26 protein-coding genes are annotated in these 25,798 nt (G+C 71.6%); 16 read left to right on the top strand and 10 right to left on the bottom strand.

The window, feature by feature from the left end; translation table 11 throughout:
• Positions 1-134 precede the first annotated feature (134 nt).
• The 4 genes from MXD64_RS06870 to MXD64_RS06855 all read left to right on the top strand — a co-directional run bounded on the left by MXD64_RS06870 (position 135) and on the right by MXD64_RS06855 (position 5,721).
• On the top strand, positions 135-1,559 hold the full coding sequence (locus MXD64_RS06870; RefSeq protein ID WP_263137317.1) for a hypothetical protein: 1,425 nt from the start codon (positions 135-137) through the stop codon (positions 1,557-1,559).
• Positions 1,560-1,786: 227 nt separating this feature from the next.
• Entirely contained in the window at positions 1,787-3,115 is a 1,329-nt protein-coding gene (locus tag MXD64_RS06865; RefSeq protein WP_262160009.1) for a hypothetical protein, read from the top strand.
• A 255-nt stretch (positions 3,116-3,370) separates the two neighbouring features.
• On the top strand, positions 3,371-4,948 hold the full coding sequence (locus tag MXD64_RS06860; RefSeq protein ID WP_017886559.1) for a hypothetical protein: 1,578 nt from the start codon (positions 3,371-3,373) through the stop codon (positions 4,946-4,948).
• A 140-nt stretch (positions 4,949-5,088) separates the two neighbouring features.
• Positions 5,089-5,721: an FMN-dependent NADH-azoreductase gene (locus MXD64_RS06855; RefSeq protein WP_017886558.1), complete on the top strand. Its 633-nt coding sequence runs from the start codon at positions 5,089-5,091 to the stop codon at positions 5,719-5,721.
• A gap of 25 nt (positions 5,722-5,746) precedes the next feature.
• Here the strand turns inward: MXD64_RS06855 and MXD64_RS06850 are convergent, their stop codons facing one another.
• Entirely contained in the window at positions 5,747-6,790 is a 1,044-nt protein-coding gene (locus tag MXD64_RS06850) for an MBL fold metallo-hydrolase (protein ID WP_214563471.1), read from the bottom strand.
• A 209-nt stretch (positions 6,791-6,999) separates the two neighbouring features.
• Here MXD64_RS06850 and MXD64_RS06845 point away from each other — a divergent pair, with 209 nt between their 5' ends.
• From MXD64_RS06845 to MXD64_RS06835, 3 genes are all read left to right on the top strand, one after another.
• Positions 7,000-8,043, top strand: a complete 1,044-nt coding sequence (locus MXD64_RS06845; RefSeq protein ID WP_259552309.1) for an ATP-dependent DNA ligase — start codon at positions 7,000-7,002, stop codon at positions 8,041-8,043.
• 186 nt (positions 8,044-8,229) lie between these two features.
• Positions 8,230-8,391, top strand: coding sequence for a hypothetical protein (locus MXD64_RS06840; protein WP_156155271.1), 162 nt, complete (start codon positions 8,230-8,232; stop codon positions 8,389-8,391).
• Complete coding sequence (locus MXD64_RS06835; protein WP_017886554.1) at positions 8,388-8,531, top strand: hypothetical protein; 144 nt, start codon at positions 8,388-8,390, stop codon at positions 8,529-8,531. Before MXD64_RS06840 ends, MXD64_RS06835 begins: the two co-directional genes overlap by 4 nt.
• 17 nt (positions 8,532-8,548) lie before the next feature.
• Here MXD64_RS06835 and ligD read toward each other — a convergent pair whose 3' ends face one another.
• Positions 8,549-9,571: a non-homologous end-joining DNA ligase gene (gene ligD, locus MXD64_RS06830; RefSeq protein ID WP_263137316.1), complete on the bottom strand. Its 1,023-nt coding sequence runs from the start codon at positions 9,569-9,571 to the stop codon at positions 8,549-8,551.
• A 146-nt stretch (positions 9,572-9,717) separates the two neighbouring features.
• Positions 9,718-10,392, bottom strand: coding sequence for a G5 domain-containing protein (locus MXD64_RS06825; protein ID WP_214585248.1), 675 nt, complete (start codon positions 10,390-10,392; stop codon positions 9,718-9,720).
• A gap of 125 nt (positions 10,393-10,517) precedes the next feature.
• Here MXD64_RS06825 and MXD64_RS06820 point away from each other — a divergent pair, with 125 nt between their 5' ends.
• Genes MXD64_RS06820 through MXD64_RS06810 form a run of 3 tightly spaced genes read left to right on the top strand, consistent with a single transcriptional unit; the run spans position 10,518 to position 13,249 of the window.
• Positions 10,518-11,414, top strand: coding sequence for a DUF429 domain-containing protein (locus MXD64_RS06820; protein WP_214585247.1), 897 nt, complete (start codon positions 10,518-10,520; stop codon positions 11,412-11,414).
• A gap of 9 nt (positions 11,415-11,423) precedes the next feature.
• Positions 11,424-12,626 (top strand): glycosyltransferase, encoded by a 1,203-nt coding sequence (locus MXD64_RS06815; RefSeq protein ID WP_017886551.1) that lies wholly within the window; start codon positions 11,424-11,426, stop codon positions 12,624-12,626.
• Positions 12,623-13,249 (top strand): uracil-DNA glycosylase, encoded by a 627-nt coding sequence (locus tag MXD64_RS06810; RefSeq protein ID WP_214585246.1) that lies wholly within the window; start codon positions 12,623-12,625, stop codon positions 13,247-13,249. The genes MXD64_RS06815 and MXD64_RS06810 overlap by 4 nt, the downstream gene beginning before the upstream one ends.
• Before the next feature lie 50 nt (positions 13,250-13,299).
• On the opposite strand, the gene MXD64_RS06805 is transcribed toward MXD64_RS06810, so the two are convergent.
• Positions 13,300-13,728 (bottom strand): DUF6892 domain-containing protein, encoded by a 429-nt coding sequence (locus MXD64_RS06805; RefSeq protein WP_052481637.1) that lies wholly within the window; start codon positions 13,726-13,728, stop codon positions 13,300-13,302.
• Positions 13,729-13,826: 98 nt separating this feature from the next.
• On the opposite strand from MXD64_RS06805, the gene MXD64_RS06800 reads away from it, so the two are divergent.
• The 3 genes from MXD64_RS06800 (at position 13,827) to MXD64_RS06790 (ending at position 16,329) form a co-directional block, all read left to right on the top strand.
• Entirely contained in the window at positions 13,827-15,281 is a 1,455-nt protein-coding gene (locus MXD64_RS06800; protein WP_017886548.1) for an APC family permease, read from the top strand.
• Positions 15,281-15,409, top strand: a complete 129-nt coding sequence (locus MXD64_RS06795) for a hypothetical protein (RefSeq protein ID WP_263137313.1) — start codon at positions 15,281-15,283, stop codon at positions 15,407-15,409. The genes MXD64_RS06800 and MXD64_RS06795 overlap by 1 nt, the downstream gene beginning before the upstream one ends.
• A gap of 299 nt (positions 15,410-15,708) precedes the next feature.
• On the top strand, positions 15,709-16,329 hold the full coding sequence (locus MXD64_RS06790) for a hypothetical protein (RefSeq protein WP_017886546.1): 621 nt from the start codon (positions 15,709-15,711) through the stop codon (positions 16,327-16,329).
• Positions 16,330-16,333: 4 nt separating this feature from the next.
• Here the strand turns inward: MXD64_RS06790 and MXD64_RS06785 are convergent, their stop codons facing one another.
• From MXD64_RS06785 to MXD64_RS06775, 3 genes are all read right to left on the bottom strand, one after another.
• On the bottom strand, positions 16,334-16,768 hold the full coding sequence (locus MXD64_RS06785) for a hypothetical protein (protein WP_017886545.1): 435 nt from the start codon (positions 16,766-16,768) through the stop codon (positions 16,334-16,336).
• A 95-nt stretch (positions 16,769-16,863) separates the two neighbouring features.
• Positions 16,864-17,361, bottom strand: coding sequence for a DUF6264 family protein (locus tag MXD64_RS06780; protein ID WP_228500578.1), 498 nt, complete (start codon positions 17,359-17,361; stop codon positions 16,864-16,866).
• A complete protein-coding gene (locus MXD64_RS06775; RefSeq protein ID WP_263137312.1) occupies positions 17,334-17,714 on the bottom strand; it encodes a DoxX family protein in 381 nt (126 codons plus the stop codon). Before MXD64_RS06775 ends, MXD64_RS06780 begins: the two co-directional genes overlap by 28 nt.
• Before the next feature lie 90 nt (positions 17,715-17,804).
• Between MXD64_RS06775 and MXD64_RS06770 the strand changes: the two genes are divergently transcribed.
• A complete protein-coding gene (locus MXD64_RS06770) occupies positions 17,805-18,137 on the top strand; it encodes a hypothetical protein (RefSeq protein WP_017886542.1) in 333 nt (110 codons plus the stop codon).
• A gap of 93 nt (positions 18,138-18,230) precedes the next feature.
• On the opposite strand, the gene MXD64_RS06765 is transcribed toward MXD64_RS06770, so the two are convergent.
• Positions 18,231-18,731, bottom strand: a complete 501-nt coding sequence (locus MXD64_RS06765) for a DUF427 domain-containing protein (RefSeq protein WP_031259408.1) — start codon at positions 18,729-18,731, stop codon at positions 18,231-18,233.
• Between the two features lie 76 nt (positions 18,732-18,807).
• Here MXD64_RS06765 and MXD64_RS06760 point away from each other — a divergent pair, with 76 nt between their 5' ends.
• A complete protein-coding gene (locus MXD64_RS06760) occupies positions 18,808-20,220 on the top strand; it encodes an amino acid permease (protein ID WP_017886540.1) in 1,413 nt (470 codons plus the stop codon).
• A 320-nt stretch (positions 20,221-20,540) separates the two neighbouring features.
• On the opposite strand, the gene MXD64_RS06755 is transcribed toward MXD64_RS06760, so the two are convergent.
• Both MXD64_RS06755 and MXD64_RS06750 read right to left on the bottom strand, forming a co-directional pair.
• Entirely contained in the window at positions 20,541-21,542 is a 1,002-nt protein-coding gene (locus MXD64_RS06755) for an AraC family transcriptional regulator (protein WP_071251569.1), read from the bottom strand.
• A 115-nt stretch (positions 21,543-21,657) separates the two neighbouring features.
• On the bottom strand, positions 21,658-21,855 hold the full coding sequence (locus MXD64_RS06750; RefSeq protein ID WP_017886538.1) for a hypothetical protein: 198 nt from the start codon (positions 21,853-21,855) through the stop codon (positions 21,658-21,660).
• A 122-nt stretch (positions 21,856-21,977) separates the two neighbouring features.
• On the opposite strand from MXD64_RS06750, the gene MXD64_RS06745 reads away from it, so the two are divergent.
• A complete protein-coding gene (locus MXD64_RS06745) occupies positions 21,978-25,409 on the top strand; it encodes a DEAD/DEAH box helicase (protein ID WP_263137311.1) in 3,432 nt (1,143 codons plus the stop codon).
• Positions 25,410-25,798: the final 389 nt, after the last annotated feature.

Here is a 25,798-nt window from a genome sequence, read left to right as displayed (position 1 = left end):
ACGACGGCTGCGGAGCTCCGTTGCCGTCGTGATCATTCTGTGATCGAGCGATCGTCAGGACTGGCCAGCGGGCGACATTCCCTGAGTAGAGGACGCTGATCCGGCGTCCCGTCCAGGCATCCGAGGGGGATCCCGTGAACCAGTCCTGCAAGTACACCTTCCGCCGCAGCGCGGCGATCGGAGCGGCGATCGCGATCGTCACCGCTTCGTCGGCGTTCGGCATCGGGGCGAGCGCCGCCTCCGCAGCGACCGACGAGACCGCTGCGCCGAGCACCACCGCGACGTCGGCTCCGCAGGGCACGACCGCCGCGGGCACCGCGCCGACGACCCCCGCCGCCGCAGAACAGGCTGCCCCCGAGGCATCGACACCCGTCACCTGGGCGGAGCCGTCGAGCAAGGACGCGCCGATCGTCCTCACCGTGACCGCCGGCCAGCCGTTCTCGCACACCTTCACCGCCCAGGGCGGCGACGGCCCGTTGGAGTACCTGTTCAACCCGTTGAACTTCGACCCGACCAACGACGTCAACGGCTGGTCCTGGAACGAGCAGACCGGTGTCCTGAGCGCCACCCCGAAGAGCACGTTCGACGGACCCGCACTGTTCCAGGTCACCGCGACCGACCTGCACCAGACCGCCGTGCAGTACGTCCAGGTCGACATCGAGCCCGGCGCCCCGGTGGGTGTCACGTTCGGCGTCGACAGCTCGGACTCCGACGTCAGCTGGCAGGTCGACGCCGACGGGACGATCCGGGAGTACGCGCCGGGTGGCACCGGTGACACCGTGGTGTCGGAGGTCCCCGCCACGGTCGGCTCCTCGATGACCCTCGCGGGGCTGGCCGTCGACGCGCTGGGCAACCGCACCACCCCGGGCGACGAGTACCCGCGCTCGACCGTCACGAGCACCACCGCGACCGACGGCGTGGTCTGGGACCCGAACTGGTCGGCGAACACGGTGACGTTCTCGGAGCCGGGCACCCGCACACTGACGGTGTCCGAGGGCGGCGTCTCGACCTCGTTCACGGTCCGCGTCCCCGAGGCCCCCGCTGCCGTCACCGGCATCACCATCGGGGTGCTCCCCGCGGACGGGACCTCCGGCGACCGGTGGGGCGTCGATGGCGACGTGATCACCTACTACCCGGCGGACGGCGACCCGCAGCAGGTCGACGCGATCCCGGCCCGACAGGGTGACCGGGTGCAGATCCGCGCCCTGGCCGTGGACGCCGACGGGCAGCCGGTCGGCGACCACACCGACCTCACCTTCACGAGCGACGTGGCCAGTGACCGCACCGAGTACGACCCCGAGGCTGTGGCCACGTGGGTGACCTTCGAGCACGCGTCGCCGCACACGATCACCGTCGCGTCCGGAGACGTGAAGAGCACCATCCGCTTCGAGGTGCAGCCGACGGCGACGACCACGGTCACGACCACCCACACGCCGACCGCGTCGGGCACCCTCGCGTACACCGGTGCCGACGAGTCCGGCCCGCTCGCGTGGGCCCTCGGTCTCCTGGCATCGGGCGCCGGCCTGCTCGTCTGGCGCCTGCGTCGCCGACTCGGCTGAGGCACGTCACGGCAACCGCCTGACGGACCGGAGGTGCGCCGCGGGACCGCCCCGCACCCCCGGCCCGTCGTCGCGCGTTTCTGTGAAAAACCCCAGATGAGAGCCGGTAGTACCGAGACGAAACCGTGATCTCGGCATGGGTCGAAAACGGGTCCGTGAACCGTAACGTCAGCACAGAGGAGCGCGCGGGCACCGCGTGCTCACCACCAGACTCCCGAGGGGGAACCATGCACCAGTCCACCAAGCCGCCCGTCCGCCGCGCGGCGACGATCGGCATCGTCGTCGCGGCGACCGCCATCGGCTCGGTCATCGGCGTCAGCGCGCCCGCGACGGCGGCGACGCCGACGCGGACGACGACACCGACGAGCACCACGGCGACCGCGACACCGGGTGCCAGCCTGACGCACGCCGCCAGCCCCGCCGCGAAGGCCACGGACAGCGCCACCCCGGCGGCAGCACCGGGTGACGGCAGCGACCTCGCGTTCACCGAGCCGTCGACCCAGGCCGCCCCGATCGCCCTCACCGCGACGGTCGGCACGCCGTTCAGTCACACGTTCACCACCACGGGCGGCAACGGCACCGTCGGGTACGCCATCCAGGACGCCCCGTCGGCGGACTACACGGTGAACGTCGAGACCGGCGTGCTGAGCGGCACGCCGACGACCGCCGGCACGTTCGACTTCGAGGTCGTGGCGCTCAGCGGCTCGACACAGGTGACCGAGTACGTCCGCCTGACCGTCTCGCCGTCGCCGGTCGTCTTCACCGAGCCCTCGACGAAGGCGAAGCCGCTCGCCCTCACCGCCACCGCCGGCGCGACGTTCACGCACACGTTCCGCACCACGGGCGGCACGGGTTCGCTGGCGTACGCGATCCAGGACGCACCCTCGTCCGACCTGACCGTCAACGTCGAGACCGGGGTGCTCACCAGCACCGTGACCACCGCTGGCACGTACGACTTCGAGGTCGTCGCCCTCCGCGGCACCGCGACCGCCACGGAGTACGTGCGCCTGACCGTCCTGCCGGCCGCACCCGTCGGGGTCCGCGCGATCGTCGACACCGGCACACCCGGCGCAACGGTCTGGTCGGTCGCACCCGGTGGCGTCATCAGCGCGTTCTCCGGCGGGGGCGACCCCCTCGGCACCGTCACTTCGATCCCCGCCCAGCAGGGCGGCTCGCTGGTGGTGTCCGGCCTCGCCGTCGACCGGTTCGGCAACCCGACCGCGCCGGCTTCCGTGAGCACCGGGTTCGGCGCGACGGTGACGAGCTCGGTCGCGTCGGACAAGATCGCCACCGATCCCCGGGGCGACGCCTCGAAGGTGACGTTCCCGCACGCCTCGGACCACCGTCTCACCATCACCCAGGGCGGCGCCTCGACCACGTTCGTCGTCGCCGTCCGTCCCGTCGCCACGGCCGCGGTCGCGACCACCACGAGCGGCACCCCCGGCACCCTCGCCTACACCGGCGCCGACGAGACCACGCCGTTGGCGTGGGCGCTCGGCCTGCTCGCCGCCGGCGGCGGCCTGCTGGTCCACCGTCTGCGGCGCCGTCGCGCCTGAGACGCGACCGACGAACGGACGGGAGGCCCGGTGCCAGCTGGCACCGGGCCTCCCGTCCGTCCTTCCGCACCTCCGCAGCCGCGCCGCGGCTGCGGAAGTCAGGCGGTTTCCCGCACGCACCCCCAACCCGGGTCACATTCCGGTGAATCGTCACAGCCCCAGGACCTGATCCCGCTACGATCCGAGAACGCCGACATTCTCGGCAAATTCACATGATCCGGGCCAGTGGCCTGGACCGATTCCCTGGGGGAACCCGTGCACCGCAGCACCTCCACAGTCCGTCGCGCCTGCGCCGTCGGCACCACCGTCGCCCTGGTCGGCCTGACCACCGGCCTCGGCATCATGACCGCGACGGCCGCCAACGCCGAGACGCTCGACACCACGCAGCCGATCTCGGCCGTCGAGACCCCGGCCCCGGCCGAGGGCAGCGAGACGTCCACGCCGACGGATCCGCCCGCCGACACCACGCCCGAGACCCCGGCTCCCGCCGAGGAGACCCCGGCTGCACCGGCCCCGGAGGCCACCGACGAGCCCGTCGCTCCGGAGACCACCGCGCCGACGGCCACCGAGGCGCCGACGCCGACCGAGACCCCGAAGCCGGACGTCACCGCCGAGGCCGCCGACGCCACCGTCGCCATCGAGGGCGCTGCGAAGGTCGGCACCCGACTCGTCGCCGTCGTCACCGGCTTCGACGACGAGGCAGGCTACAAGTACTCGTGGACCGACCAGGACGGCAACGTCCTGTCGAAGGCCGCGAGCTACGTCGTCGACCCCACCGACGTCCGCAAGACCATCACGGTCGCCGTGACGGGCACGCTGCCCGGCGCGACCGAGACGTCGACCGTCACCTCGGCCGCGACCGCGGCCGTGACGCAGACCCCGGCGTTCCTCGGCGCGGACGGCCAGCCCACCAAGGCCGGCGCGACGCAGGACAACCCGCTCGCGCTGAGCACCGTCGCCGGTGACGCCTTCTCGCACACCTTCCGTGCGCAGGGCTTCCCGGAGCCGAAGTACAGCCTCACCTGGTTCTCCGAAGAGGACGCCGACTACGCCGAGGAGTTCCCCGAGGACGAGTCGTCCCCCGAGGAACAGCTCCCCTTCGACCTGACCTTCGACGCCTCGACCGGTGAACTCAGCGGGACCGCCACCTTCGCGATGGACTACGACTTCGCCGTCACCGCGACCAGCGGCACCGAGTCCGTCACGCAGTACGTGTCGATGACCGTCGAGGCCGCAGCCCCGATCGGCGTCATGGTCTACACGACCGACCGCGCTGGCCTCTTCGATGACAGCGACCAGGAACGGACGAGCTGGATCATCGAGCCCGACGGCAGCGTCTTCACGCTCGGTGAGGACGACTTCCAGATCGGTGGCCGTCCGACCATCGAGCAGGGTGGCACGCTCGTGGTCCAGGGCGGTCTCGTGGACCGCTTCGGCAACCCCGAGGGCGGCTTCGACAGCGAGACGCGCGAGCTGCCGACGGTGACGTCGGACATCGCCAGCGACGTCATCGCGCCCGACCCCGAGCTCGGTGACTTCGGCATCGTCGGCGTCACGTTCCCGCACGCGTCGATCCACAACCTGACCGTCGCCGCCGGCGACTTCAGCACGTCGTTCGCCGTCGACGTCCGGCCGACCGTCGCCGCCGGCATCGCCGACCCGACCCCCGTCGCACCCGCAGCGGCCCCGGTCGCACCGGTCAACACCGGCGGCCAGCTCGCCTACACCGGCTCGGACACCACCGACGCACTGCCGTGGGCCCTCGGCCTGCTGGTCGCCGGTGCCGGCCTGATCGGCGCCCGCTTCGCGCGCCGTCGTCGCGCCCAGCGCTGACACCCGGAGACGTCTCCCGTCCGTCGCGTGCCCGCGCGGCGGACGGGAGGCCCGCCACGGCCCCGCCTGCTCCCCACCGGAGCAGCGGGGCCGTTCCCGCATCAGCACCCGGGTGGGTCCGCGCCGGTAGCGTTGGCGACATGCCCACGCTGCTGCACATCGACTCCTCGGCCGACCTCTCCCACTCCCGCTCGCGCGCGCTGACCGCAGCCTTCGCCGATGCCTGGCGCGCCCGCGGTCCGGAGTACACGGTCGTCCGGCGCGACCTGCACGTCGACCAGCTCCCCCACCTGGAGAGCTCCGCGCTGCACTGGGCCGCCGCCGACCGCACCGCCGACGAGACCGTCGCGCCCGAAGCCGACGCACTGCGGCAGGAGGTCATCGACGAGCTCCTGGCCGCCGACGTCGTCGTGGTCGGTGCGCCGCTGTACAACTACACGGTGCCCTCGACCCTGAAGGCCTGGATCGACCGCATCCACGTGCCCGGCATCCTGACCGGCGGCGTGCAGCCCCTGGCCGGGCGACCCGTCGTGACCGTGGTGAGCCGTGGCGCGACCTACGACGCCGGCACCCCGACCGAGGGCTGGGACCACGGCTCCCCCGTCCTGCACATCGTGCTCGGCACCGCGCTCGGCATGAAGCTGTACCCGATCACCGTCAGCGCCACCCTGGCCGACCGGCTGCCGGACCTCGCCGCCCTGGCCGAGCACGCCGCCGCCGAGTTCGCCGACGCGAAGACGACGATCGAACGCCTCGCGACGACGCTCGGCTGACCCGCGCGGCCGCGGACGGCTGAGGTCAGGCGGGCCGCACCTCGTCGGCCCGCCCGAGCAGGTCTGCGTGGAAGGCCGTCTGCGTCAGTGCGCTCGCGAGCAGGAACCCGGTCATCGACTCGATCCCGCCGCTGAACGGCACCCGGGCGGCGACCTCGAACAGGGTCGGTCGGTCCAGTGCGTCGAGGGCCGCGGCGACGTGGCGGGAGCGTTCCTCCCGGTGCCGGGCCAGGGTCCGCGCACGGGTGACGACGTCGCGGAACCGGTACTCGTGCCCCGGGCAGACCTCGAGCTCGGCGTACGGGTCGAGCCGGGCCAAGGACGCCAGGTAGTCCCCCAGTGGGTTCGTCCCGGTCCGTCCACCGAGCCCGATGCCGGAGTTGATCCGCGGCAGCACGTGGTCGCCGGAGAACAGCAGCCCGTCGGTCTCGTCGAGGAAGCACACGTGCCCGCTCGTGTGCCCCGGGGTCCAGAGCGTGCGGATCGTCCGACCGGGGATCGGCAGCAGGTCACCGTCCTCCAGCGACACGTCGGCGTACGGCGCCTCGATCCGGCCCATCCCGATCCGACGGCCGCTGCCCCACGCCTCGACGACCCCAGCCCGCAGGTGTTCGGGCAGCCCCCACGTCGCGATGTCCGCGTCGTTCCGCTCGGCGTCGGCGCGCTCCCGTTCGAGCGCTCCGACCTCGAGCCCGTGCATCGCCACACTGGCGCCCGTCGCCCGGCGGATCGCAGCTGCGGCGCCCAGGTGGTCGGCGTGCAGGTGCGTCACGGCGACGAGCGACACGTCATCCAGGTCCCGTCCGATCGCGGCGAGGCCGTCCCGCAGCTCGTCGAGACGGCCGTCGGCCGACCACCCGGGGTCGATCACCGCGAGCGAGCCGTCCGCCCCCTCGACGACGTAGACCAGGGTGGCGTCGGGCACCCCGAACCGGAACGGCACCGCGAGGGTCCAAATGCCCGGCCGGACCTGCTCGACGGGCGGCAGGACACCGTCGCGGAGCGCGGCGGCCTGCACGGGGCTGATCGGTTCCGGGGCCGGCGCTGCCGGCGGGGGCACGGTCGTCACGCTCGCCACCATACCGACGCGTGTCTGGCCGGCGATGGCCCTGCTCCCGACGCATGGTGAGCAGAAAGGGTCGGGTGCGGGCAGTGGACCCGACCATTCCTGCTCACCGAACGCACGCGCCGGGCGGAGCACGGGCCTCCAGGCAGACGGCGCAGGCTGCGCAGCACCGCGCCGACAGCGCCGACGACGCGCGCGAGTAGACAGGACGCATGGAGATCGCACCGATGCTCGCCAAGGCCGTCGCCACCGTGCCCGACCCGGACAGCACGAAGGGCGGGCTGCGGTACGAGCCGAAGTGGGACGGCTTCCGCGGCATCGTGACCATCGACGGCGACGACGTCGAGATCGGCAGCCGCGGCGCCAAGCCGCTCACCCGGTACTTCCCCGAACTCGTCGAGGCGTTCCGCGCGCAGTTCGGCGGACGCGACCACCCGGTCGTCCTCGACGGCGAGGTGATCCTGCGGTCCGGCGAGCCCGGTGCCGAGCGGCTCGACTGGGAGGCCCTGTCGCAGCGCATCCACCCGGCGGCCTCACGGATCGCCAAGCTCAGCGTCGAGACCCCGGCACAGTTCGTGGCGTTCGACCTGCTGGCGGTCGACGGGCAGGAACTGCTCGACCTGCCGTTCGACGGGCGCCGCGAGCGCCTGGAACAGCTCGGCGACGCGATGACCGCCCCGCTCTTCGTCACCCGCACCACGCTCGACGTCGAGCAGGCCCGCGAATGGCTCACCACCTTCGAGGGCGCCGGGCTCGACGGCGTCGTCGCGAAGCCCCGCGCGCGGCCGTACGAACCGAACAAGCGCACCATGCTCAAGATCAAGCACCACCGCACCGCCGACGTCGTCGCCATCGGCTACCGCGTGCACAAGAGCGGCTCCGGTGTCGGGTCGCTGCTGGTCGGCCTGTACGACGCAGACGGCGAGCTCCGTCAGGTGGGCGGCGTCTCCGCCTTCACGGACAAGCGACGGGCCGCGTTGGTCGAAGAACTCGAGCCCGTCGTGCTCCGCGATGCGGACGGGAGGCCCGTGACCGGTGACGGGGAACGGTCGCGGTTCTCGTCGGGTCGCGACACGTCGTTCGTCCGGCTGGCGCCGGAACTGGTGCTCGAGGTCCGGTACGACCAGATGGAGGGCGACCGGTTCCGGCACACCGTGCAGTTCGAGCGGTGGCGGCCCGACCGTGACGCGACGTCGTGCGGGTTCGAGCAGCTCGAGGTGCCGAGTGCGTACGACCTGCACGACGTGCTGTCCTGAGGCGTTCGCCACCGCCCCTGTGCGCTCCTCCGGGTCGTGGAACGCACTGCGGTGTCCGTTTGTCGCTGTTCGGTCACGTTTCCGGATGAGTAGTTAGTCGAACTAGCGAAGTCGTGTGAGGATGTTCCCAGCAGCACGAGGCGTCCATTCCGGAGCCCCGGAGGCCTGGATCGAATGGGGATCGACATGAGCACCAGCACGCTTGTCCGCCACCCTCAGCGGAGCCCCTTCACCGAAGTCCGAGAAGCACGGCGTCAGCGCGTCCTGCAGCTCAGCGCGGTCATCAGTGCCATCGCCGGCGTCACCGCCACGGCGCTCGCACTCGTCACGATCGGACTCGGCGCGTGATCGTCGACGGCATCACCGACGCGCACCGCGGCACCTGGTCGCGACTGACCCGCCTGCACACCGCGAGCGTCGGGCTGCCGACGCACACCACCCGCGTCGAAGACCCGGACCGCCAGCGGGACGTCTCCTCCGCAGCCTGAGGGCCGGCCGCTCGGCCTCAGCTGGGCTTCTTCGCCCGTGAGGGCTGCACGCGCGGCGGTTCCCCCGGCATCTTCGGGAAGTCCGGCGGGAACGGCAGCTCCCCCTCGCCGTTCGCCAGGTCACGCTCCCACCACTCCAGCAGCGGTGCGATGCTGCCCGGCTGCTCCCCCATCGACTCCCACGGGTCGCCGGTGGTCTGCAGCCGCTCCGGAACCGTCCGGATCGTGAAGCTCGTCGGGTCAGCGGTCGGCAGTTCGCCCCAGGTGATCGGCGTCGACACCGAGGCGTGCGCCAGGGCCCGGGGGCTGTAGGCACCGGCCATCGTGCGGTCGCGGTTCGCCTGGTTGAAGTCGACGAAGATCCGCTGTCCACGTTCCTCCTTCCACCACGCCGTCGTCACCTGGTCGGGCATCCGGCGTTCGAGTTCACGCGCTGCGGCGATCACCGCGTGCCGCACGTCGAGGAACTCGTGCTCGGGGTGGATCGGCGCGAACACGTGCAGGCCACGGTTGCCGCTGGTCTTGATCCACGTGGTCAACCCGACCTCGTCGAGGACCTTCCGGAGCTCCTCGGCCACGGGCACCGTGTCACCGAAGTCGGTGCCGGGCTGCGGGTCGAGGTCGATGCGGAGCTGGTCCGGGTGGTCGCTGTCCTCGGCGCGTGAGGCCCACGGGTGGAACACCACCGTGTTCATCTGGGCGGCCCACACCGCCACGGCCGGCTCGTCGATCACGAGCTGCAGGTGCGACCGGGCACTCGGGTAGGTCACCGTCACCGACCGGACGTAGTCGGGCGCTCCCTTCGGCGGGTTCTTGGAGAAGAACTGCTCGCCGTCGACACCACCGGGGAACCGCTGCAGCGAGATCGGCCGGTCGCCGTTCGCCCGGACGAAGGCATCGCCCACCGTCACGAGGTACTCCGCCAGGTCGAGCTTCGTGATCCCCGCCTCGGGCCAGAGCACCCGCGAGGGGCTGCTGATCCGGACCTCGCGGTCGCCGTCAGGCCCGGGCACACGCACCGTCGTCGCTTCGCTCGCCATGCAGCGGACCGTACACGCGTGCCCGCCGCGCGCCCGCAGCCCGGTGTGCGTGCGCCTTCGCGCTCCCGCTGGACACCGGTGTTCCCTGGTCGAACACGCGCACGCCGGTGTTCGGGGCGCGGACACCGGTGTCTTGCGGGCAGCACTCACATGACGTTCCAGTGCAGGTGACCGTTCGCGTCAGGACCCTTGCCGCCGCAGGTGTACGAGTTGCCGTTCGCCGCCCGCGCGACGACACCGGCCTGCGCATCGGCACAGAACGCCCCGGGCGTGATGAAGTCCTGCGACTGCGCGGGCGCCTGCTCGACGGGCGCGGGAGCAGGAGCAGCTGGCGCAGGCGCGGGAGCCGCGGGGGCCGGAGCAGGCTCGACGTACGACCCGATCGCAGTCACCTCGGGCACCGGTGCCGTCGACACGGTCCTGGACACCTGGACTCGGTCCGTCTCGACGCCGTCGGTGGTGGTCACTCGGTACGTGCGGGTGAGCACGCCGTCGACACCCGCCGTCTGCAGCCGCGTCTGGCCCTTCGCCAGGGTCGGATCGTCGATGGTGGTCTTCCGGAAGTGGATCGGGAAGTCCTTCGAGACCTCCGACACCTCGACGACCGGCGTCGGCGTCGGGGTCGGGGTCGGCGTCGCGCTGGGTGTCGGGGTCGTGGCGACGTCGGCGACGGCTCGCGGAGCAGCCGTGTCCTGGCTGGCACTGGTCACGGCGGCACCGACCACAGCACCGGCGGTGCCCACGCCTCCGACCCAGATCACCGCTGCGATCGCGACGACGACCGAAGCCTTCGCCTTCGTCGGTAGTGCTGACCAGCGCATCCTGCGACATCCCCTCGTGTTCGGTACGACGATCCAGGGTGCCTCGTCCTCCGTCGACCGCTGCACCCCCACTCCGGGGCAGCCGCGCTGTGAGGATGAACCGTGCGCCGGGCAGGATGGGGCGGGTGAACGCGTACCTCGGCATCGACCTCGCGTGGGGACTCGGCTCGGATCGGAAGGCCGCGAACGAGACCGGGCTGGTCGCGATGGACTCCGACGGCACGATCACCGACGCCGGGTGGGCCCGCGGGGTCGACGCCGTCACGGACTGGATCGCCGCGCACCTCGGGCCGCGATCCCTGATCGCCGTGGACGCCTCGCTCGTCGTGACGAACCCGACGGGCATCCGCGAGTCCGAACGACAGGTCGGGCAGCGCTACGGCCGGTGGAAGGTCGCGGCCAACCCGACGAACCAGGCATCTGCGGCGAGCGCCGGCTCAGCGCTGCTCGACCGGCTGACCGCACTCGGCGTCGGGTACGTCTCCGACACGGACGCCATGCGGGCACGGACCGGTCCGGCGATGTTCGAGTGCTACCCGTACACGACGCTGGTGGGGGTGGAGGAGCTCGGGTACGACGTCGAACGCCCCCGCTACAAGCGACTCGACCTGCGGATCCCCGCCGCCGAGGCCCGTGCCCGTCGCGCCGAGGCCTTCGACGAACTGGTCCGGCGGCTGCGCGAGACCCCGCTCGACCCACCGCTGCTGCTCGACTCGCACCCGCTGACGCAGCGGCTCGCCGATCCGTCGGTGCTGCACGGTCCGACGCACAAGCACCGCGAGGACCTGCTCGACGGGGCGCTGTGCGCGTGGACGGCGTCGTTCTGGGAGCGACACGGCGACGAGCGCGTGCAGATCCTGGGAGGTGATCCTCCCCACCGACACGGCCCGGACGCCGCTGGCGCGTCGCCCGGGAACCGGCGGCGTGGGCCCACCCTCCCCACCGACACGCCAGACGAGGCTGGCCGCCAGCCCGTCGTGGTGGCGCCCGCACGCCCGTCGCAGCGGGGGCAGCGCGGCTAGGGTTGAGCGGTGAGCTCGACGACCGAACCCCTGCACATCGGGCTGGTGTCGCTGCACACCTCCCCCGGAGACGAACCCGGTTCGGGCGAGGTCGGCGGCATGAACGTCGTCGTCCGGCACCAGGCCGAGGCGCTGGCCGACCTGGGCCACCACGTCGACATCATCACGCGCCGGTCCGCCCCCACGCAGCCGGACTCGGTCTCGCTGGTGCCGGGCGTGTGTCTGCGGTTCCTGTCCGCGGGGCCGGCCCAGCCGGTGCCGAAGGGTGAGCACGACGCGTTCATCGAGCCGTTCCGCCACGAGCTCGAGCAGCTCGGGCAGTTCGACGTCCTGCACTCGCACCACTGGTTCTCCGGAGCGGCCGCGCTGCCCGTCGCCCGCGAGCGCGGCATCCCCCACGTGCAGTCCTTCCACTCCATCGCTGCCGACCCGGCGACGCCGCTGTCCGAGGGCGAGCGCCCCGAGTCCGCCGGTCGCATCGCGGGCGAAGAACTGCTGGCCCGCGAGTCCGACGCCGTCGTCGTGGTGTCCGAGGCCGAAGCGTCGACCGTGCGCTCGCGGCTCGGTGGCGACGACGCCCGCATCTGGATCGTGCCGCCGGGGGTCGACGGTTCCGTCTTCCGTCCCGCTGCCGTCGGTGCGCGCCGCGCCGCCTCGCCCTACGTGGTCGCGGCGGCGCGCGTGCAGCCGCTCAAGGGCCTGGACCTGGCGATCGAGGCGATCGCCGACATCAGCCTGGAGGCCCGCCCCACCCTGGTCATCGCGGGCGACGTCTCGAGTGAGGCGGGCGACTACGTGGACGAACTGCGTCGGCTCGCCGACGCGCGTGGCATCGCCGACCACGTCACCTTCATCGGGCCGCAGTCGCGTGCCGACCTGGCGTTCCTGTTCCGTGGCGCGGCAGCCGTGCTCGTGCCGTCCCACTCCGAGACGTACGGCCTCGTCGCGCTCGAGGGGTCCGCTTCCGGGGTGCCGGTCGTGGCCGCCGCCGCCGGGGGTCTTCGTGAGGCCGTGGTCGACGGGGAGACGGGTGTCGTGCTCGAGTCCCGCGACCCGCAGGACTGGGCGAACGAGATCGAGCGGATCCTGACGGATGCGCCCTACGCCGCCGGGCTCGCTGCTGCGGGCCGGGAGCACGCGGAGCGGCTCAGCTGGGAGCGGTCGGCCGCGGGGCTCGAGGACGTCTACCGCCGGGTGCTCGGACGCTCGTGAGCAGGTCGGGTGCCCCGGACACGGGCGATCGGTTCGCGGCCTTCTGGGCCGCGATCGACGCCGTGCCCGTGGAGTCCGACGCCGAGGTGCTCTACGACGTCGGATCGGACGAGGGGCGGCTGCGTCGGGCGAACCTGACGCGGTACCTGGAGCAGTCCGGGCCGGGTGCCGACACGCTGCTCGTGGCCGAGGCCCCGGGGTGGCGCGGCATGACGAACACGGGCGTGCCGTTCACGAGCATGCGTGAACTCGGGTCCGAGTACCTCGTGCCGCCGGACCCGACCGCCCCGTGGGAAGCGTCGTCCCGCGTCGTGCACGCAGCGCTCGAGGGGTGGCACGGCGCGCTCCCCGTCGCGTGGGCGATCTTCCCGCACCATCCGTTCGTGGCACCGGACCGGCTGACGAACCGCACGCCCCGGCCCGCCGAGGTCCGCTCGGGAGCGCCCGTCGCGCTCGCGCTGCTGGAGGCCCTCGGCGGCGCAGACAAGGTCCGGGTGGTCGCCGTCGGTCGGAAGGCGCAGGGAGCGCTCGCGCTGGCCGGCATCGAGGCGGTCGCCGTACGGCACCCGGCGCAGGGTGGCGCGAAGCAGTTCACCGAGCAGGTGCGGGCGCTCGACCGCTAGCCGTCGGCCCGTCCCGGTCGGGTGCCGGTCGGGTGCCGGTTGCGTCCCGCTCAGGCGGAGCGGACCTCGACACCCTTCGTCGCCAACCGCTCGGCGACGTGGGCGGGCAACGGTGCGGCGGCGTACACGGTGCGGAGCTCCGGCAGGTCGAGCAGGTCGTCCCAGTTCTGCGGGTCGAAGCGGTCGTCCGAGCCGTCCCAGCCGGGGTGGACGTCCTGCAGGACCTCGAGGTCGGAGTCCACCGTGATCTCCGTGACGAGCGACAGGTGCGACGGCAGCAGGTCGAGGTCGTCGTAGTACTCGCGCGCCCGGTCGTCCTGCCCGTCGACGTCGAGGTCCTCGTCGGTCTCGTCCTCGGCGTCCGGGTCGTAGGGGTCGAGGACGTCGAGGTCGTAGCAGAGGACATCGAGCACCAGGAGCTTCGCGTTGAAGTCCGCGAACTCGATGGGCTCCTCGGTGGTGTTCGACTGCTGGTCCATGGCCCGGAGCGTATCCGTCGCCGCGGGACCGTGTTGCGATCGCGAGAAACCTTCCTGTGGGACTGGACAGCAAGGTGTTCCGCGCGCAAGGGTGACGCATGGCCACCACCAAGACGGACCGCCCACAGCAGGAGCAGCACGAGCTCCGCCGGGTCATCGGTCCCAAGCTCCTGCTGCTGTTCATCGTCGGCGACATCCTCGGTACGGGTGTCTACGCGCTCACCGGCCAGGTCGCGGCCGAGGTCGGTGGGGCAGCGTGGCTCCCGTTCCTCATCGCGTTCGCGGTCGCTCTGCTGACGGCGTTCTCGTACCTCGAGCTCGTGACGAAGTACCCGCAGACCGCCGGCGCCGCGCTCTACGTGCACAAGGCGTTCGGCATCCACTTCGTCACGTTCATCGTGACGTTCATCGTGATGTGTTCCGGGATCACGTCGGCGTCGACGGCGTCGCGGGCGTTCGCGGCGAACCTCGGCGCGGGGTTCGGCATCGAACTGCCGAACGGCGTGGTGATGCTCATCGCGATGGGCTTCATGCTCGCGGTGATGTTCATCAACTTCCGCGGGGTGAGCGAGAGCGTCAAGACGAACGTCGTGCTGACGCTGGTCGAGCTGTCCGGTCTCGTCATGGTGATCCTGATCGGGTTCTGGGCGATCGCGGGCGGCAACGCGGACTTCTCGCGGGTCGTGATGTTCGAGACGCCGGAGGACAAGTCCCTGCTGCTGTCGATCAGCACCGCGACGTCGTTGGCGTTCTTCGCGATGGTCGGGTTCGAGGACTCGGTCAACATGGCCGAGGAGACGAAGGACCCCTCGCGCATCTTCCCGAAGATCATGCTCACCGGCCTCGGCATCACCGCCGTGATCTACGTGCTCGTGTCGATCTGCGCCGTCGCCGTGGTGCCGATCGGTGAGCTCGCCGGCAACGAGACGCCGCTGGTGACCGTGGTGCAGACCGCGGCGCCGGACTTCCCCATCGCCGACCTGCTGCCGTTCATCTCGATGTTCGCCGTCGCCAACACGGCCCTGATCAACATGATGATGGCGTCGCGTCTGCTCTACGGCATGAGCAAGCAGGGCGTGCTGCCGGGCTTCCTGTCCCGCATCTCCCCCGCCCGTCGCACCCCGTCGACCGCGATCGTCTTCACCACGCTCATCTCGCTCCTGCTGATCGGGTGGGTCTCGCTCGACCCCGACTCCCCCATCGTCGTGGTCCTCGGTGGCACCACCTCGTTGTTGCTGCTGACGGTGTTCGCCGTCGTCAACGTGACCGTGCTCGTGCTGCGCCGCGACAAGGTCGACCACAAGCACTTCCGTGCCGGTGTGGTCATCCCGATCATCGGCATCGTCACGTGCCTGTGGCTCGTCATGCCGTTCTCGTCCGGTCGTGACCCGCAGCAGTACCAGATCGCCGGCGCCCTGCTGGCCCTGGGGGTGCTGCTCTGGGTCCTGACGTGGTTCACCCACGGACGGAAGCAGGCCGAGAAGGCCCCGACCGGACTCGTCACGGAACCGACGAAGGTGCAGCGCCCGCCGCACGACCAGCGCGACGCCTGATGGAAGCGACGAGCGTCATCTGGACCGTCGTCATCGCGGTGCTCGCCGCGCTGTCGCTGTCCGCCGGAGGCTGGCACCTGCGTCGGGCTCGGGGTCGGGGTCGAGGGGTCGGCCGACGCGACCGCTGACCGCCGCGCACGGATGACCGTGACGGTTCTGGTTCACGAAGCCCTGCGCTTCGTGAACCAGAACCGTCACTCGTTGTTGGGGATGCACCTTCCCCGCGGCGAGCAACCGGCGGCGGACCGCGGACTCCGAACTCCGAACCGCGAACCCGAACCCCAACCCCAACCCCAACCCCAACCCCAACCCCGATCGTGCGACCACGGCGGGCCGCCGCAGGCTTCCCAGGAGGCGCCCGTACGCTCGTGCTGCTCTTCCCGCTCCGTCCGCCCAGCACTCGCCCAGCCCGTCGAGAGGTCCCGTCATGCGCCGTGTCGGCATCACCCTGGCCTCGGTGTTCGGCGCCGGGATCGTGGCGGTCGGCATCGGCGTGGTCGTCCTCGTGGTGATCGCGGTCAACTCGCTCGCCGGGGTCGCCAAGTCGAGCGCCGCCACACCGGAGCCCGCGTGCCCGGCCGTCGCCTCGAAGACGATCGGCGGCATGGTCGTGCCGGCCGGACCCGTCGCCGGCTTCTGCCAGGACCGCCTGGTGAACGCCGCGCACGTGATCGAAGCCGCCCAGGCACTCGGGATCGGCCCGCACACGCAGGCCGTCGGCGTGATGACCGCGATCGGTGAGTCGAGCCTGGTCAACCTGGACCACGGCGACGCCGCCGGCCCGGACAGCCGCGGACTGTTCCAGCAGCGCGACAACGGCGCCTGGGGCACGTACGAGCAGCGGATGGACCCGTACACGGCCGCGACGATGTTCTACACGAAGCTCGTGAAGGTGCCGGGCTGGAAGACGATGACGCCGACGCAGATGGCACACGCAGTGCAGATCAACTCGGACCCGGACCACTACGCGAAGTCGTGGCCCGAGGCGAAGGTGATCGTCGAGGAGCTCACCGGCCAGACCGTGCCGGACACCGCTCCCCAGGGCTGACCCGTCACGAGGCCACCGCCTGCGTTTCCTCGTCGAACTCGACGATGGCCGCTCCGCCGGAGTGCACGACGACCTGCGCGCGGAGCCGGACGGACTGCTCGTCGAGGGCACACGCGCAGGCGTCGACCCACTCCCAGTCCACCGGGTAGAGGCGATCGGCGCCGGGGCGTTCCCACGCGAGCACGACGTCGGCGGCACCGAGCTGCGCGACGATGTCGGCGATCAGGGCGGCGAAGTCGTCGACGTGTTCGTCCGGCGAGTACGGCAGGTCGGCGATCGGCAGCAGGAACGGGATCGACATCCCACGGTCGTCGAGGAACAGCACCCAGCACTGCCGGCGCAGCGGGCGTTCGACGACGGCTTCGACGAGTGCGACGACGTCGTCGTCGGTGCGGACGGGTTCACGGGTCAGGCGGTCGAGCATCTCGGTGTCAGGCATGGCCCCAGCGTGGCTGCCCAGCATCCACCCCCGAGGCAACGACCAGCTTCTGTGGAGAGACGCTCGACGAGCCCGGCCTGTGGAGGAAGAACCGCTCAGATGCCGTGCGTGACCGAGCTGTCGACGAGCAACAGCGAGGCGAAGAACACCGCGACGATCGCTGCCATACCGACGAGCACCACCGGCCAGGTCAACCGTCGGCGCACGAGCCGCAGCACGCACACCACGATCGTCGCGACGAGCACCACCGCCACGATGATCGGCCCCAAGACGACCACGGAGTCACCCAGTGTCTCGTTGCAGGTGTTGCCCGGTGCCGCACACGACACGAACGCCAGCGACATGAGCTTGATCCCCCACCCCGCTGCCAACGCACCCACCGTGAGCACCACGAGCAGGGCGGCGGAGGCGACCACGTCCGCGACGCGAGCGCGTCCTGCCAGGGGGTGCCGGGCCTCCCGACCGAAGCGCGCCGGGCCGGACCCGAGCGGATCGGGACCCGACGCAGGACCCGACCCGGGGCCCACGCCGGGGGCCGGCCCGGTCTGCCGCGCGGGCGCGCCCATCAGGAGCGCCGGCCGCGCGTCGACCAGAGGGCGAGCGCGATGAGGTCGGGCTGGCCGAACAGGCGACCGAAGCGCTTCTCGTCGCTGTCCAGGCCGAAGGCGTCGCGACGGTTGACCCACTGCGACAGGTTGCCGGGGAAGATCACCGTGAAGAACAGGGCAGCGACCGAGCCGACGAAGCGACGCGCCGACTTCGGCGCGAGCACCAGGGCCGAGCCGAGCGTGATCTCCGCGACCCCGGACGCGAGCACCGTCGTGTCGTCGTCGAGCGGCACGAAGTCGGGCACCTGCGCCGTGAACTCCTTGCGCGCGAAGGTGAGGTGGCTCGTGCCCGCGACGACGAGGGCCAGGCCGAGCAGGACGCGGAAGAAGGAACGCATGCCTCCATGGTGCCCGTTCCCACGGCCGGATGCCCGCGCTGCGCGACCCGGACGTACCCGAAGCGAGGTTCACTCGCTACCATGCCGTCCATGGGAGCAGTCGCTCGGGACCACGAACCGCCGGCAGCTCCGGCGACCTTCGCGGTGTTGCTCGGACCGGTCGCGTTCTACCTGGGCATCATCGTGCCCGCGCAGTCCACCATCCGCCACGTTCTGCTCGCTGCCGTGTTCGGGCTGGTCTGCGTGCTGAGCGGCTGGCGGGCGATCCGGATCGCCGGCCGTCGCCGAGCCGTGCAGGTGTGGTCGTGGATCGGCATCGTCATCGGCACCGCCGGACTCGTCATGCTCGTCTGGCAGGTGCTCGTGATCGTGAGCGGCGGCACGTTCCCGCCGCCGTTCTGGTCGCCGTACGCCAACCGCTGACGCGGTCCGGCCGGGAGGCCCGGATCGGGTCCGCCCCGCCGCCCACGAACCGGGTCGGTCCGGGTCAGGGCCGCCCCACCTGACGACGCCGGGTCACCAGCCGAGCGTGCCGGGCGCGCCCTTGAACGGGCCGACGATGTCCGCCGTGATCCAGCCGCCGTAGAAGTCGCCGTCCTGCGCCTGGACCCGTTCGCCGCCGACCTCGCACGAGTCCATCGCCGACGGGTAGATCGCGACGCGTTCCCGCAGCGACTCGTAGCCGGGAACCGGGGTCGGGTAGTTCCAGGCGGCACGGCTCGCGACCGTGCCATCGCCGCCGACGACATCGAAGTAGCGCGCCAGGCCCTTGAACTCGCACATGCTCGATCCCGACGCCTTGACGAGCGCGCCCTCGGCCAGATCGGCCATCGGCAGGTAGTAGACCGGCGGGTGCGAGGTCTCGAGCACTCGGACGGCGTCGGTCGTGTCCGCGACGACCGTGCCGCCCAGACGGACGACGACGCGGGCGGTGACCCGCTCGACGGCGGGTGGGCGGGGGTAGTCCCAGACGGATTCCTGGCCGGGGCCGGGCTCGGTCCTCTTCGGGTGACGCATGCTCCAGGTGTACGCCCGGAGCCTGCGGTGCAGCCGCGTGCGTGCGCGGAATCGTCTCCGGGTGCACCATGGGCGGGTGACGACGACGACACGCACCCTGTTCCGACGGAAGCCCATCGAGACGATCGATGACGAGGCCGGGGGCGAGGGCGGCCTCAAACGGCACCTCGGCCTGTGGCAGCTCACCGCGATCGGCATCGGCGGCATCATCGGCGCCGGCATCTTCACCCTCGCCGGCACCGTCGCGAACGGCGTCGCCGGACCCGCGGTGCTGATCAGCTTCCTGGTCGCCGGCGTCGCGAGCGCCGCCGCCGCCCTGTCCTACGCCGAGTTCGCCGGGCTCATCCCGAAGGCCGGCAGTGCGTACACGTACGGCTACGCGGTGCTCGGCGAGATCGTCGGGTGGTTCATCGGCTGGGACCTGCTGCTCGAGTACACGGCGATCGTGGCGGTGGTCGCGATCGGGATCTCCGGCTACGTCGGGTTCCTGGTCGGCCAGTTCGGCATCGACCTGCCCGCGTGGATGCTCGGCGCCCCCGGTACCGGTGACGGCCACGTCATCGACGTCTTCGCGATCGCGCTGTGCCTGCTCACCGCGTTCGTGCTCACCCGCGGCATCCGCAGCGCCGCCCGGTTCGAGTTCGTCGCCGTCGGCATCAAGGTGGCGCTCGTCGTGCTCATCGTCGTGCTCGGGGTGTTCCACATCAACAGCGCGAACTACTCCCCGTACTTCCCGTTCGGGTTCGGCGGCGTGATGACCGGCGCCGCAACCGTGTTCTTCGCCGTGTTCGGCTACGACGCCATGTCCACGGCGGCCGAGGAGTCCACCGACGCCCGCAAGCACATGCCGAAGGCGATCCTGCTGTCCCTCGGCATCTCGATGGTCCTCTACGTCCTGGCGACCCTCGTGCTCACGGGGATGCAGAAGTACACCGACATCGACCCGGCGTCGGGCTTCTCGTCGGCGTTCGCGTCGGTCGGGCTCGGCGGTGTCGCCAACGTCATCGCGATCGGTGCCATCGTCGGCATCGTCACGGTGCTGGTGACGTTCATGCTCGGTGCCTCGCGCGTCTGGTTCTCGATGAGCCGCGACGGTCTGATGCCGAAGTGGTTCGCGAAGACCGACCCGAAGCGGCACGTGCCGACCCGCGTGACCTGGATCCTCGGCATCGCGTCGGCGATCCTGGCCGGGGTGCTGCCGATCGGTGTCGTCGCCGAGCTCACGAACATCGGCATCCTGCTCGCGTTCGTCGTGGTCTGCTCGGCCGTGGTGGTGCTGCGCTACCGGCAGCCCGACCTGGACCGCCAGTTCCGGCTGCCGTTCATGCCCGTCATCCCGATCATCGGCGTCATCGCGTCGCTGTGGCTCGTCACGTTCCTGCAGTGGGAGACGTGGGTGCGGTTCGCGATCTGGTTCGCGATCGGGCTCGGCGTGTACTTCGGGTACTCGCGGAAGCACAGCAAGCTCGCCGAGCCGGCGAAGCGCTGACCCCGAGGCCCTGCGCGGCTACCGCGACGGAGACCGTCGGCGTCTCAGCGCTGCCCAGACAACGGCGACCACCACGCCCGCTGCGAACCACAGCCACGAGTTCGGCTGCCCGGCGAGCGCACCGGCCGCGCTGCCGATCAGCCCCAGCACGAGGGCGGTCAGCGGTAGCCACTGCTTGGTCGTTCGTGTGGGTCGGGATGCCATGGGCGAGACCTTCGTGACAGGGGTGCGGACAGCGCCGAGCCGCAACTGCACATCGACGGATCCGGCTCGGAGTGGAGCCAGTGTACGGCTGGGTCGTCGACGACGATCGGTGCAGCTCAGCGCCGCAACGTCTCCCGCGGATACTCCCCGAACCGGGCCGCGTACACCGACGCGAACCGCCCCATGTGCGCGAAGCCCCAGCGCCGCGCGACGTCCGCCACCGAGGTAGCGTGCGGCTCGAGGACCCGCAGTTCCTCGTGCACGCGCCCGAGCCGCACCTCGCGCAGGTACGTCATCGGCGAGCGCTCGAACGCCCGCTGGAACGACTCCTGGATCCCGCGGATGCTGAGCCCCGCGGCCTGTGCGACGTCGGCGACGGTCAGCGGCTCGTGGGCGTGTGCCTGGATGAACTCCACCGCGGCACGGAGTCGTCCGTCGCTGCGGGTGCCGTACCCGGAGGGGAACCGCTCGGCCTGCAGCGGGTACATCCGGAACAGGGCGCGGGCGACGTCGCGCTGCGCTTCGTGCCAGGCGAGCGACTCCTCGCCCTCCTCGCGCAACGCGTGGAGGGCACCCGACACGGCGGTGCGCCAGAGTGCGACGGCGGACGGGTCCGGGGCGGCGGTCGTGTCGAACGCCACGGTGCCGTCGACCAGGTGGTTCTCGGCAGCGACGTCGAGCACCAGGTCCCGGCGCAGGTGCACCAGGCGCTGGTCCCAGTCCTTGTACTCCATCTCGAACCGGCGCTCGACGGGGAACATCGTCGGGACGCCGGGCTGCATGCGGACCTCGTCGTGGCCGACGTCGACGCGGGCTTCGCCGCGTTCGAGCCACTGCACGACGACCTCGCCCTCGGTGGCGACGTCGCCCCGCAGGTACCCGTGCATCTGGGAACGGCGGATGCTGAGCCGTTCGTCACCGACGCCGACGTACTTGAACCAGTAGTCCTGGTCGAGGGCCCGGGAGTACCAGGCCTTTCCCGCGTACATGCCGGCGAGTGAGCTGATGGCGGAGTCGGTGTCCTGCCCGGCCACGGCGACGAGTGAACGCGGCGGCGTGGGACGCGCAGCGGGGTCGGAGCCCGGAGCGGGCGACTTCGACTCGGTCGTGTCGGTCATGGGGCCACCTCTCTCTCCTGGAAGCAGAGCGGAGTGATCACGTGCGGTGGTGCCGACCTGCCCCCTCACGCTAAGGAGCGGCGGGTGGTCCTACAACCAGGTTGCGTTCCGTGGCCTAACGGCCGGTCCAGCGCACCCAACCGTGCACCTGGGCGGCGGCGCTCTCGAACGACGAGTGCCCACCGGTCAACGAGTGGTCCGGTGAATCGACCGTGTACGTGTCGGTCCGGGTGATGTCGCACACGACTTCCGAGCCGAGCCACCCGTTCCAGTGGTCGGCTGAGTCGCGTACCCACCGCAGTCGGTCCGGCATGCGTTTCCAATCGGTTCCGTGGACCGCAGTCGTCGCGCTCCGGTGTCGACGGTAGCCCTGCCCGATGTGGGGCGCCCAGGGTGGCGGCGCGGATCGTCGGTGGCGACTGGCACGATGGACCCGTGCCAGCAGCCCCGATGATCGACGCCGTCGACGTCATCCGATTCGTCGGGCCGCAGACCTTCGGCCGTGCACGCGACGTCGTTCGCGCCGGACTGGTCGACGACGCCACCTGGCACGACGACGACGGCACGGTCACCGCGGTCGTGTCCGGCACCGCCGACGACCCGTACGAACTGCGCGTCGACACCACCCCGGCGCGCGGCGACTTCGTCCGCCCGGTCCGCAGCAGCTGCAGCTGCCCGCTCGGCGGCGACTGCAAGCACGTCGCGGCTGCACTCCTCACCATCAACGCCCGCGCCCTCGCCGCGAACGCCGGCCCGCGTCCGGACGCGCCGGCTCCGCCGCCCTCTGACTGGAGGCACGACCTCGCCCGCCTCGCCGGTGACGACGAGCAGGCGCCCACCCCGCAGGGCACGCGAATGGGGCTGCAGTTCGAGTTGCGTGACGCGGTCCCCGCCAAGCTCGCTTCGCGAGCCCGTGCCGCCGGCCGTGCGCTGCCGACGGCGTCCCGCAGCGTGCGGCTCGGCGTCCGCCCGGTGACCCGCAGCGACGCCGGCAACTGGGTGCGTGGGCAGCTGACCTGGGGCACGCTCCCCTACTCGCAGAACCGGCTCGGCGTCGGTGCCGAGCAGCACGCCTGGTTCCTGCAGCTCGCCGCCCTGCACCGTGCCGGGCAGCTCGCCGGGTTGCCGGGTGAGAGCGACTGGCTGCACCTCGACGACTTCCGGAGTCCCCTGCTCTGGCCGCTCCTGCAACAGGCCGCGTCGCTCGACATCGCGTTCGTCACCGGCAAGCGCGAGGGCGGCGCGGTGCTCGGCACGCAGGCCCAGGTGCTGCTCGACGTCGGCCGGCACGACGACGCCGTGGTGATCGGCGCGAGTGCGGTGCTCGACGGCCGACCCGTGGTGCCCGGTGCGGCGCGGATGATCGGTGACCACGGCGTCTACGTGTTCCGCGAGAGCCCGGAGTTCACGGTCGCCGTCGCCCCGACCCCCGCGCCGGTGCCCGAGGACCAGCGCCGCATGCTCGTCGAGGGCACCCGCATCACCGTGCCGACGGCCGAGGTCGACGAGTTCCTGGCGGACTGGTCGCCCCGGTTGCGCGGTGCACTCGGGCTGGTCAGCTCGGACGGCTCGGTGGAGCTGCCCGAGCGCACCCCGCCCGAACTCGTGCTCACCGCGACCTTCGAGCCGGCCCGGGCGCCGCGCACCGACGACCGCGTGCACCTGCACTGGCGCTGGCACGTCGACGGCCGGAAGGACCCGGTGTCCCTGCACGGTCCGCTCCCCGACCTGTCCGGGCTCCGTGCCGCCGACGATCCGGCCGGCACCGACGAAACTCCCGTCTCGGACCCGGCCGCGGCGGTGGAGCCGGCCACGGCGACGACGGCAGCCGACGACGCGACGCGGGCCGGGCCTCCCGTCCGCACTGCCGGACCCGGTGGCGGACTGGACTGGTTCCAGGACGGCACCATCGACGGCGCCGACGTCGCGGTGTTCGCGAACGAGTTCCTGCCGGAGCTGCCGTCGCTCGGCGTCCGCACCGTCGTGCAGGGCGAGCGGCTCGACTACGAGCGGCTGAGCGGGCGACCGCACATCCGCGTCACGACGATGCCGTCGGACAAGCACGACTGGTTCGACCTCGGCATCATCGTCAGCGTCAACGGCAAGCAGATCCCGTTCACGCCGCTGCTCACCGCGCTCGCGGGTCGGCAGCGACGCCTGAAGCTCGTCGACAACTCGTACCTGTCCCTGGCCGACCCCGCGTTCGACCGGCTCAAGGAACTCATCGACGAGGCCCGCGACCTGGACGAGTGGGAGCCCGACCAGCCGATCGCCGTGACGCCGCTGCACGCCGGGCTGTGGACCGAGTTCGACCTGCTGGCCGACGAGACCTCGCACGACGAACGCTGGCAGGCGATCACCGCGGGGCTGCTCGGGGCGACTCCCCCGGGTGACGTCCCGGTGCCGGACACCGTGCACGCCGACCTGCGGCCCTACCAGCACGCCGGGTACGCGTGGCTGTCGTTCCTGGTGACGCACGGCATCGGCGGGGTGCTCGCCGACGACATGGGTCTCGGCAAGACGCTGCAGGTGCTCGCGATGGTCGCCGCCCGTCGTGCCGCGGAGCCCGACGCTCCCCCGTTCCTGGTCGTCGCACCGACCTCGGTCGTCGGCAACTGGGCGGCCGAGGCCGCGAAGTTCGTGCCGTCGCTGCGGGTCGCGACGGTGACCTCGACGTCGCTGAAGGACCCGGGGCTCGTCGCACGGACCGCCGCCGCGTCGGACGTCGTCGTCACGTCCTACGCGCTGCTCCGGCTCGATGCCGACGCCTGGACCGACCTGCCGTGGTCGGCGCTGGTGCTCGACGAGGCCCAGTTCGTGAAGAACCCGCAGTCGCAGACCCACCGTGTCGCCTCGGAGCTGCAGGCACCGGTGAAGTTCGCGATCACCGGCACCCCGCTCGAGAACGGGCTGACCGACCTGTGGGCACTGTTCCACATCGTCGCGCCGGGGCTGCTGTCGACCTGGACCCGGTTCGGCGACGACTACGTGAAGCCCCTCGCCTCACCCGAGCTCCGGGGCGAAGCCCGTCAGGAACTCACCGGGCGGCTCCGTCGACGGATCCGGCCGCTCATGCTCCGCCGCACCAAGGAAGCCGTCGCGTCCGACCTGCCCCTGAAGCAAGAACAAGTGGTCCGGGTCACGCTCGACCCCGCGCACCGTGCGCTGTACGAGCGCACGCTCAACCGGGAGCGGCTGAAGGTCCTCGACCTGATCGACGACCTGTCCAAGAACCGGATGATCGTGTTCCGGTCGCTGACGCTGCTGCGGATGCTCGCGCTGTCGCCGGCGCTGGTGTCCGCCGGAGCGTCCGGGTCGGCGTCGTCCGACTCCGACGTCACATCCGGCTCGACCCCGATCCCCTCGGCCAAGCTCGACCTGCTGCTCGACGAACTCGAACAGCTCGCGGCAGAGGGGCGACGCGCCCTGGTGTTCAGCCAGTTCACCTCGTTCCTGCGGATGGTGTCCGACGCCCTCGACGCCCGCGGCATCGGCTACGAGTACCTCGACGGCTCCACCCGCAAGCGTCCCGAGGTCATCGAACGCTTCCGGCAGGGCACCGCCCCGGCGTTCCTCATCTCGTTGAAGGCCGGCGGCTTCGGACTCACCCTGACCGAGGCGGACACCGTGTTCGTGCTCGACCCGTGGTGGAACCCCGCCGCCGAGTCCCAGGCCGTCGACCGCACGCACCGCATCGGCCAGACCCGGTCGGTGAGCGTCCAGCGGTTCATCGCCGAGGACACCATCGAGGAGAAGGTCCTCGCCCTCGCCGCCCGCAAGGCCGAGCTGTTCGCCACGATGATCGACGACGACGCCCTGTTCGCCGAGGACCTGACCGCCGACGACATCCGTTCCCTGCTGACCTGACCCGCCGCCTGCCGGCTCCCCCGCTGTTCGCCCGCCGCCGCGCTGCCCGCCGCCGCGCTGCCCCGCTGCCCCGCTGCCCCGCCAGATCCGCACCGTGCGAGATCCGCCAACCCGTGCGAGATTGCCCGCCCCGTGCCACGCCAGAACCCCGCACCGAACAACCCCGACCGCACACACCGACCAACCCCGCACCGTGCCGCGCGCGCCGCCCCGCCGCCGCGCTGCCGCGCCAGATCCGCACCGTGCAAGGTCCGCCGACCCGTGCGAGATTGCCCGCCCCGTGCCACGCCACAACCCCGCACCAATTAACCCCGACCGCACACACCGACCAACCCCGCACCGTGCTCACCACGCTGCCCCGCCGCCGCGCCAGATCCGCACCGTGCGAG

It is taken from the genome of Curtobacterium sp. Arg-1, assembly GCF_025643395.1.
Lineage (GTDB): Bacteria > Actinomycetota > Actinomycetes > Actinomycetales > Microbacteriaceae > Curtobacterium > Curtobacterium poinsettiae.
This window is presented reverse-complemented; position numbering and strand designations above follow the sequence as displayed.

Bases quoted from the DNA above. Each gene is read 5' to 3' on its own strand.
- MXD64_RS06785 (WP_017886545.1), bottom strand. From the start codon at position 16,768: ATGCCTGACACCGAGATGCTCGACCGCCTGACCCGTGAACCCGTCCGC.
- MXD64_RS06795 (WP_263137313.1), top strand. From the start codon at position 15,281: ATGGAAGCGACGAGCGTCATCTGGACCGTCGTCATCGCGGTGCTCGCC.
- MXD64_RS06765 (WP_031259408.1), bottom strand. From the start codon at position 18,731: ATGCGTCACCCGAAGAGGACCGAGCCCGGCCCCGGCCAGGAATCCGTC.
- MXD64_RS06825 (WP_214585248.1), bottom strand. From the start codon at position 10,392: ATGCGCTGGTCAGCACTACCGACGAAGGCGAAGGCTTCGGTCGTCGTC.
- MXD64_RS06750 (WP_017886538.1), bottom strand. From the start codon at position 21,855: ATGCCGGACCGACTGCGGTGGGTACGCGACTCAGCCGACCACTGGAAC.
- MXD64_RS06805 (WP_052481637.1), bottom strand. From the start codon at position 13,728: ATGGACCAGCAGTCGAACACCACCGAGGAGCCCATCGAGTTCGCGGAC.
- MXD64_RS06840 (WP_156155271.1), top strand. From the start codon at position 8,230: ATGAGCACCAGCACGCTTGTCCGCCACCCTCAGCGGAGCCCCTTCACC.
- MXD64_RS06755 (WP_071251569.1), bottom strand. From the start codon at position 21,542: ATGACCGACACGACCGAGTCGAAGTCGCCCGCTCCGGGCTCCGACCCC.
- MXD64_RS06790 (WP_017886546.1), top strand. From the start codon at position 15,709: ATGCGCCGTGTCGGCATCACCCTGGCCTCGGTGTTCGGCGCCGGGATC.
- MXD64_RS06775 (WP_263137312.1), bottom strand. From the start codon at position 17,714: ATGCGTTCCTTCTTCCGCGTCCTGCTCGGCCTGGCCCTCGTCGTCGCG.
- ligD (WP_263137316.1), bottom strand. From the start codon at position 9,571: ATGGCGAGCGAAGCGACGACGGTGCGTGTGCCCGGGCCTGACGGCGAC.
- MXD64_RS06800 (WP_017886548.1), top strand. From the start codon at position 13,827: ATGGCCACCACCAAGACGGACCGCCCACAGCAGGAGCAGCACGAGCTC.
- MXD64_RS06770 (WP_017886542.1), top strand. From the start codon at position 17,805: ATGGGAGCAGTCGCTCGGGACCACGAACCGCCGGCAGCTCCGGCGACC.
- MXD64_RS06845 (WP_259552309.1), top strand. From the start codon at position 7,000: ATGGAGATCGCACCGATGCTCGCCAAGGCCGTCGCCACCGTGCCCGAC.
- MXD64_RS06865 (WP_262160009.1), top strand. From the start codon at position 1,787: ATGCACCAGTCCACCAAGCCGCCCGTCCGCCGCGCGGCGACGATCGGC.
- MXD64_RS06855 (WP_017886558.1), top strand. From the start codon at position 5,089: ATGCCCACGCTGCTGCACATCGACTCCTCGGCCGACCTCTCCCACTCC.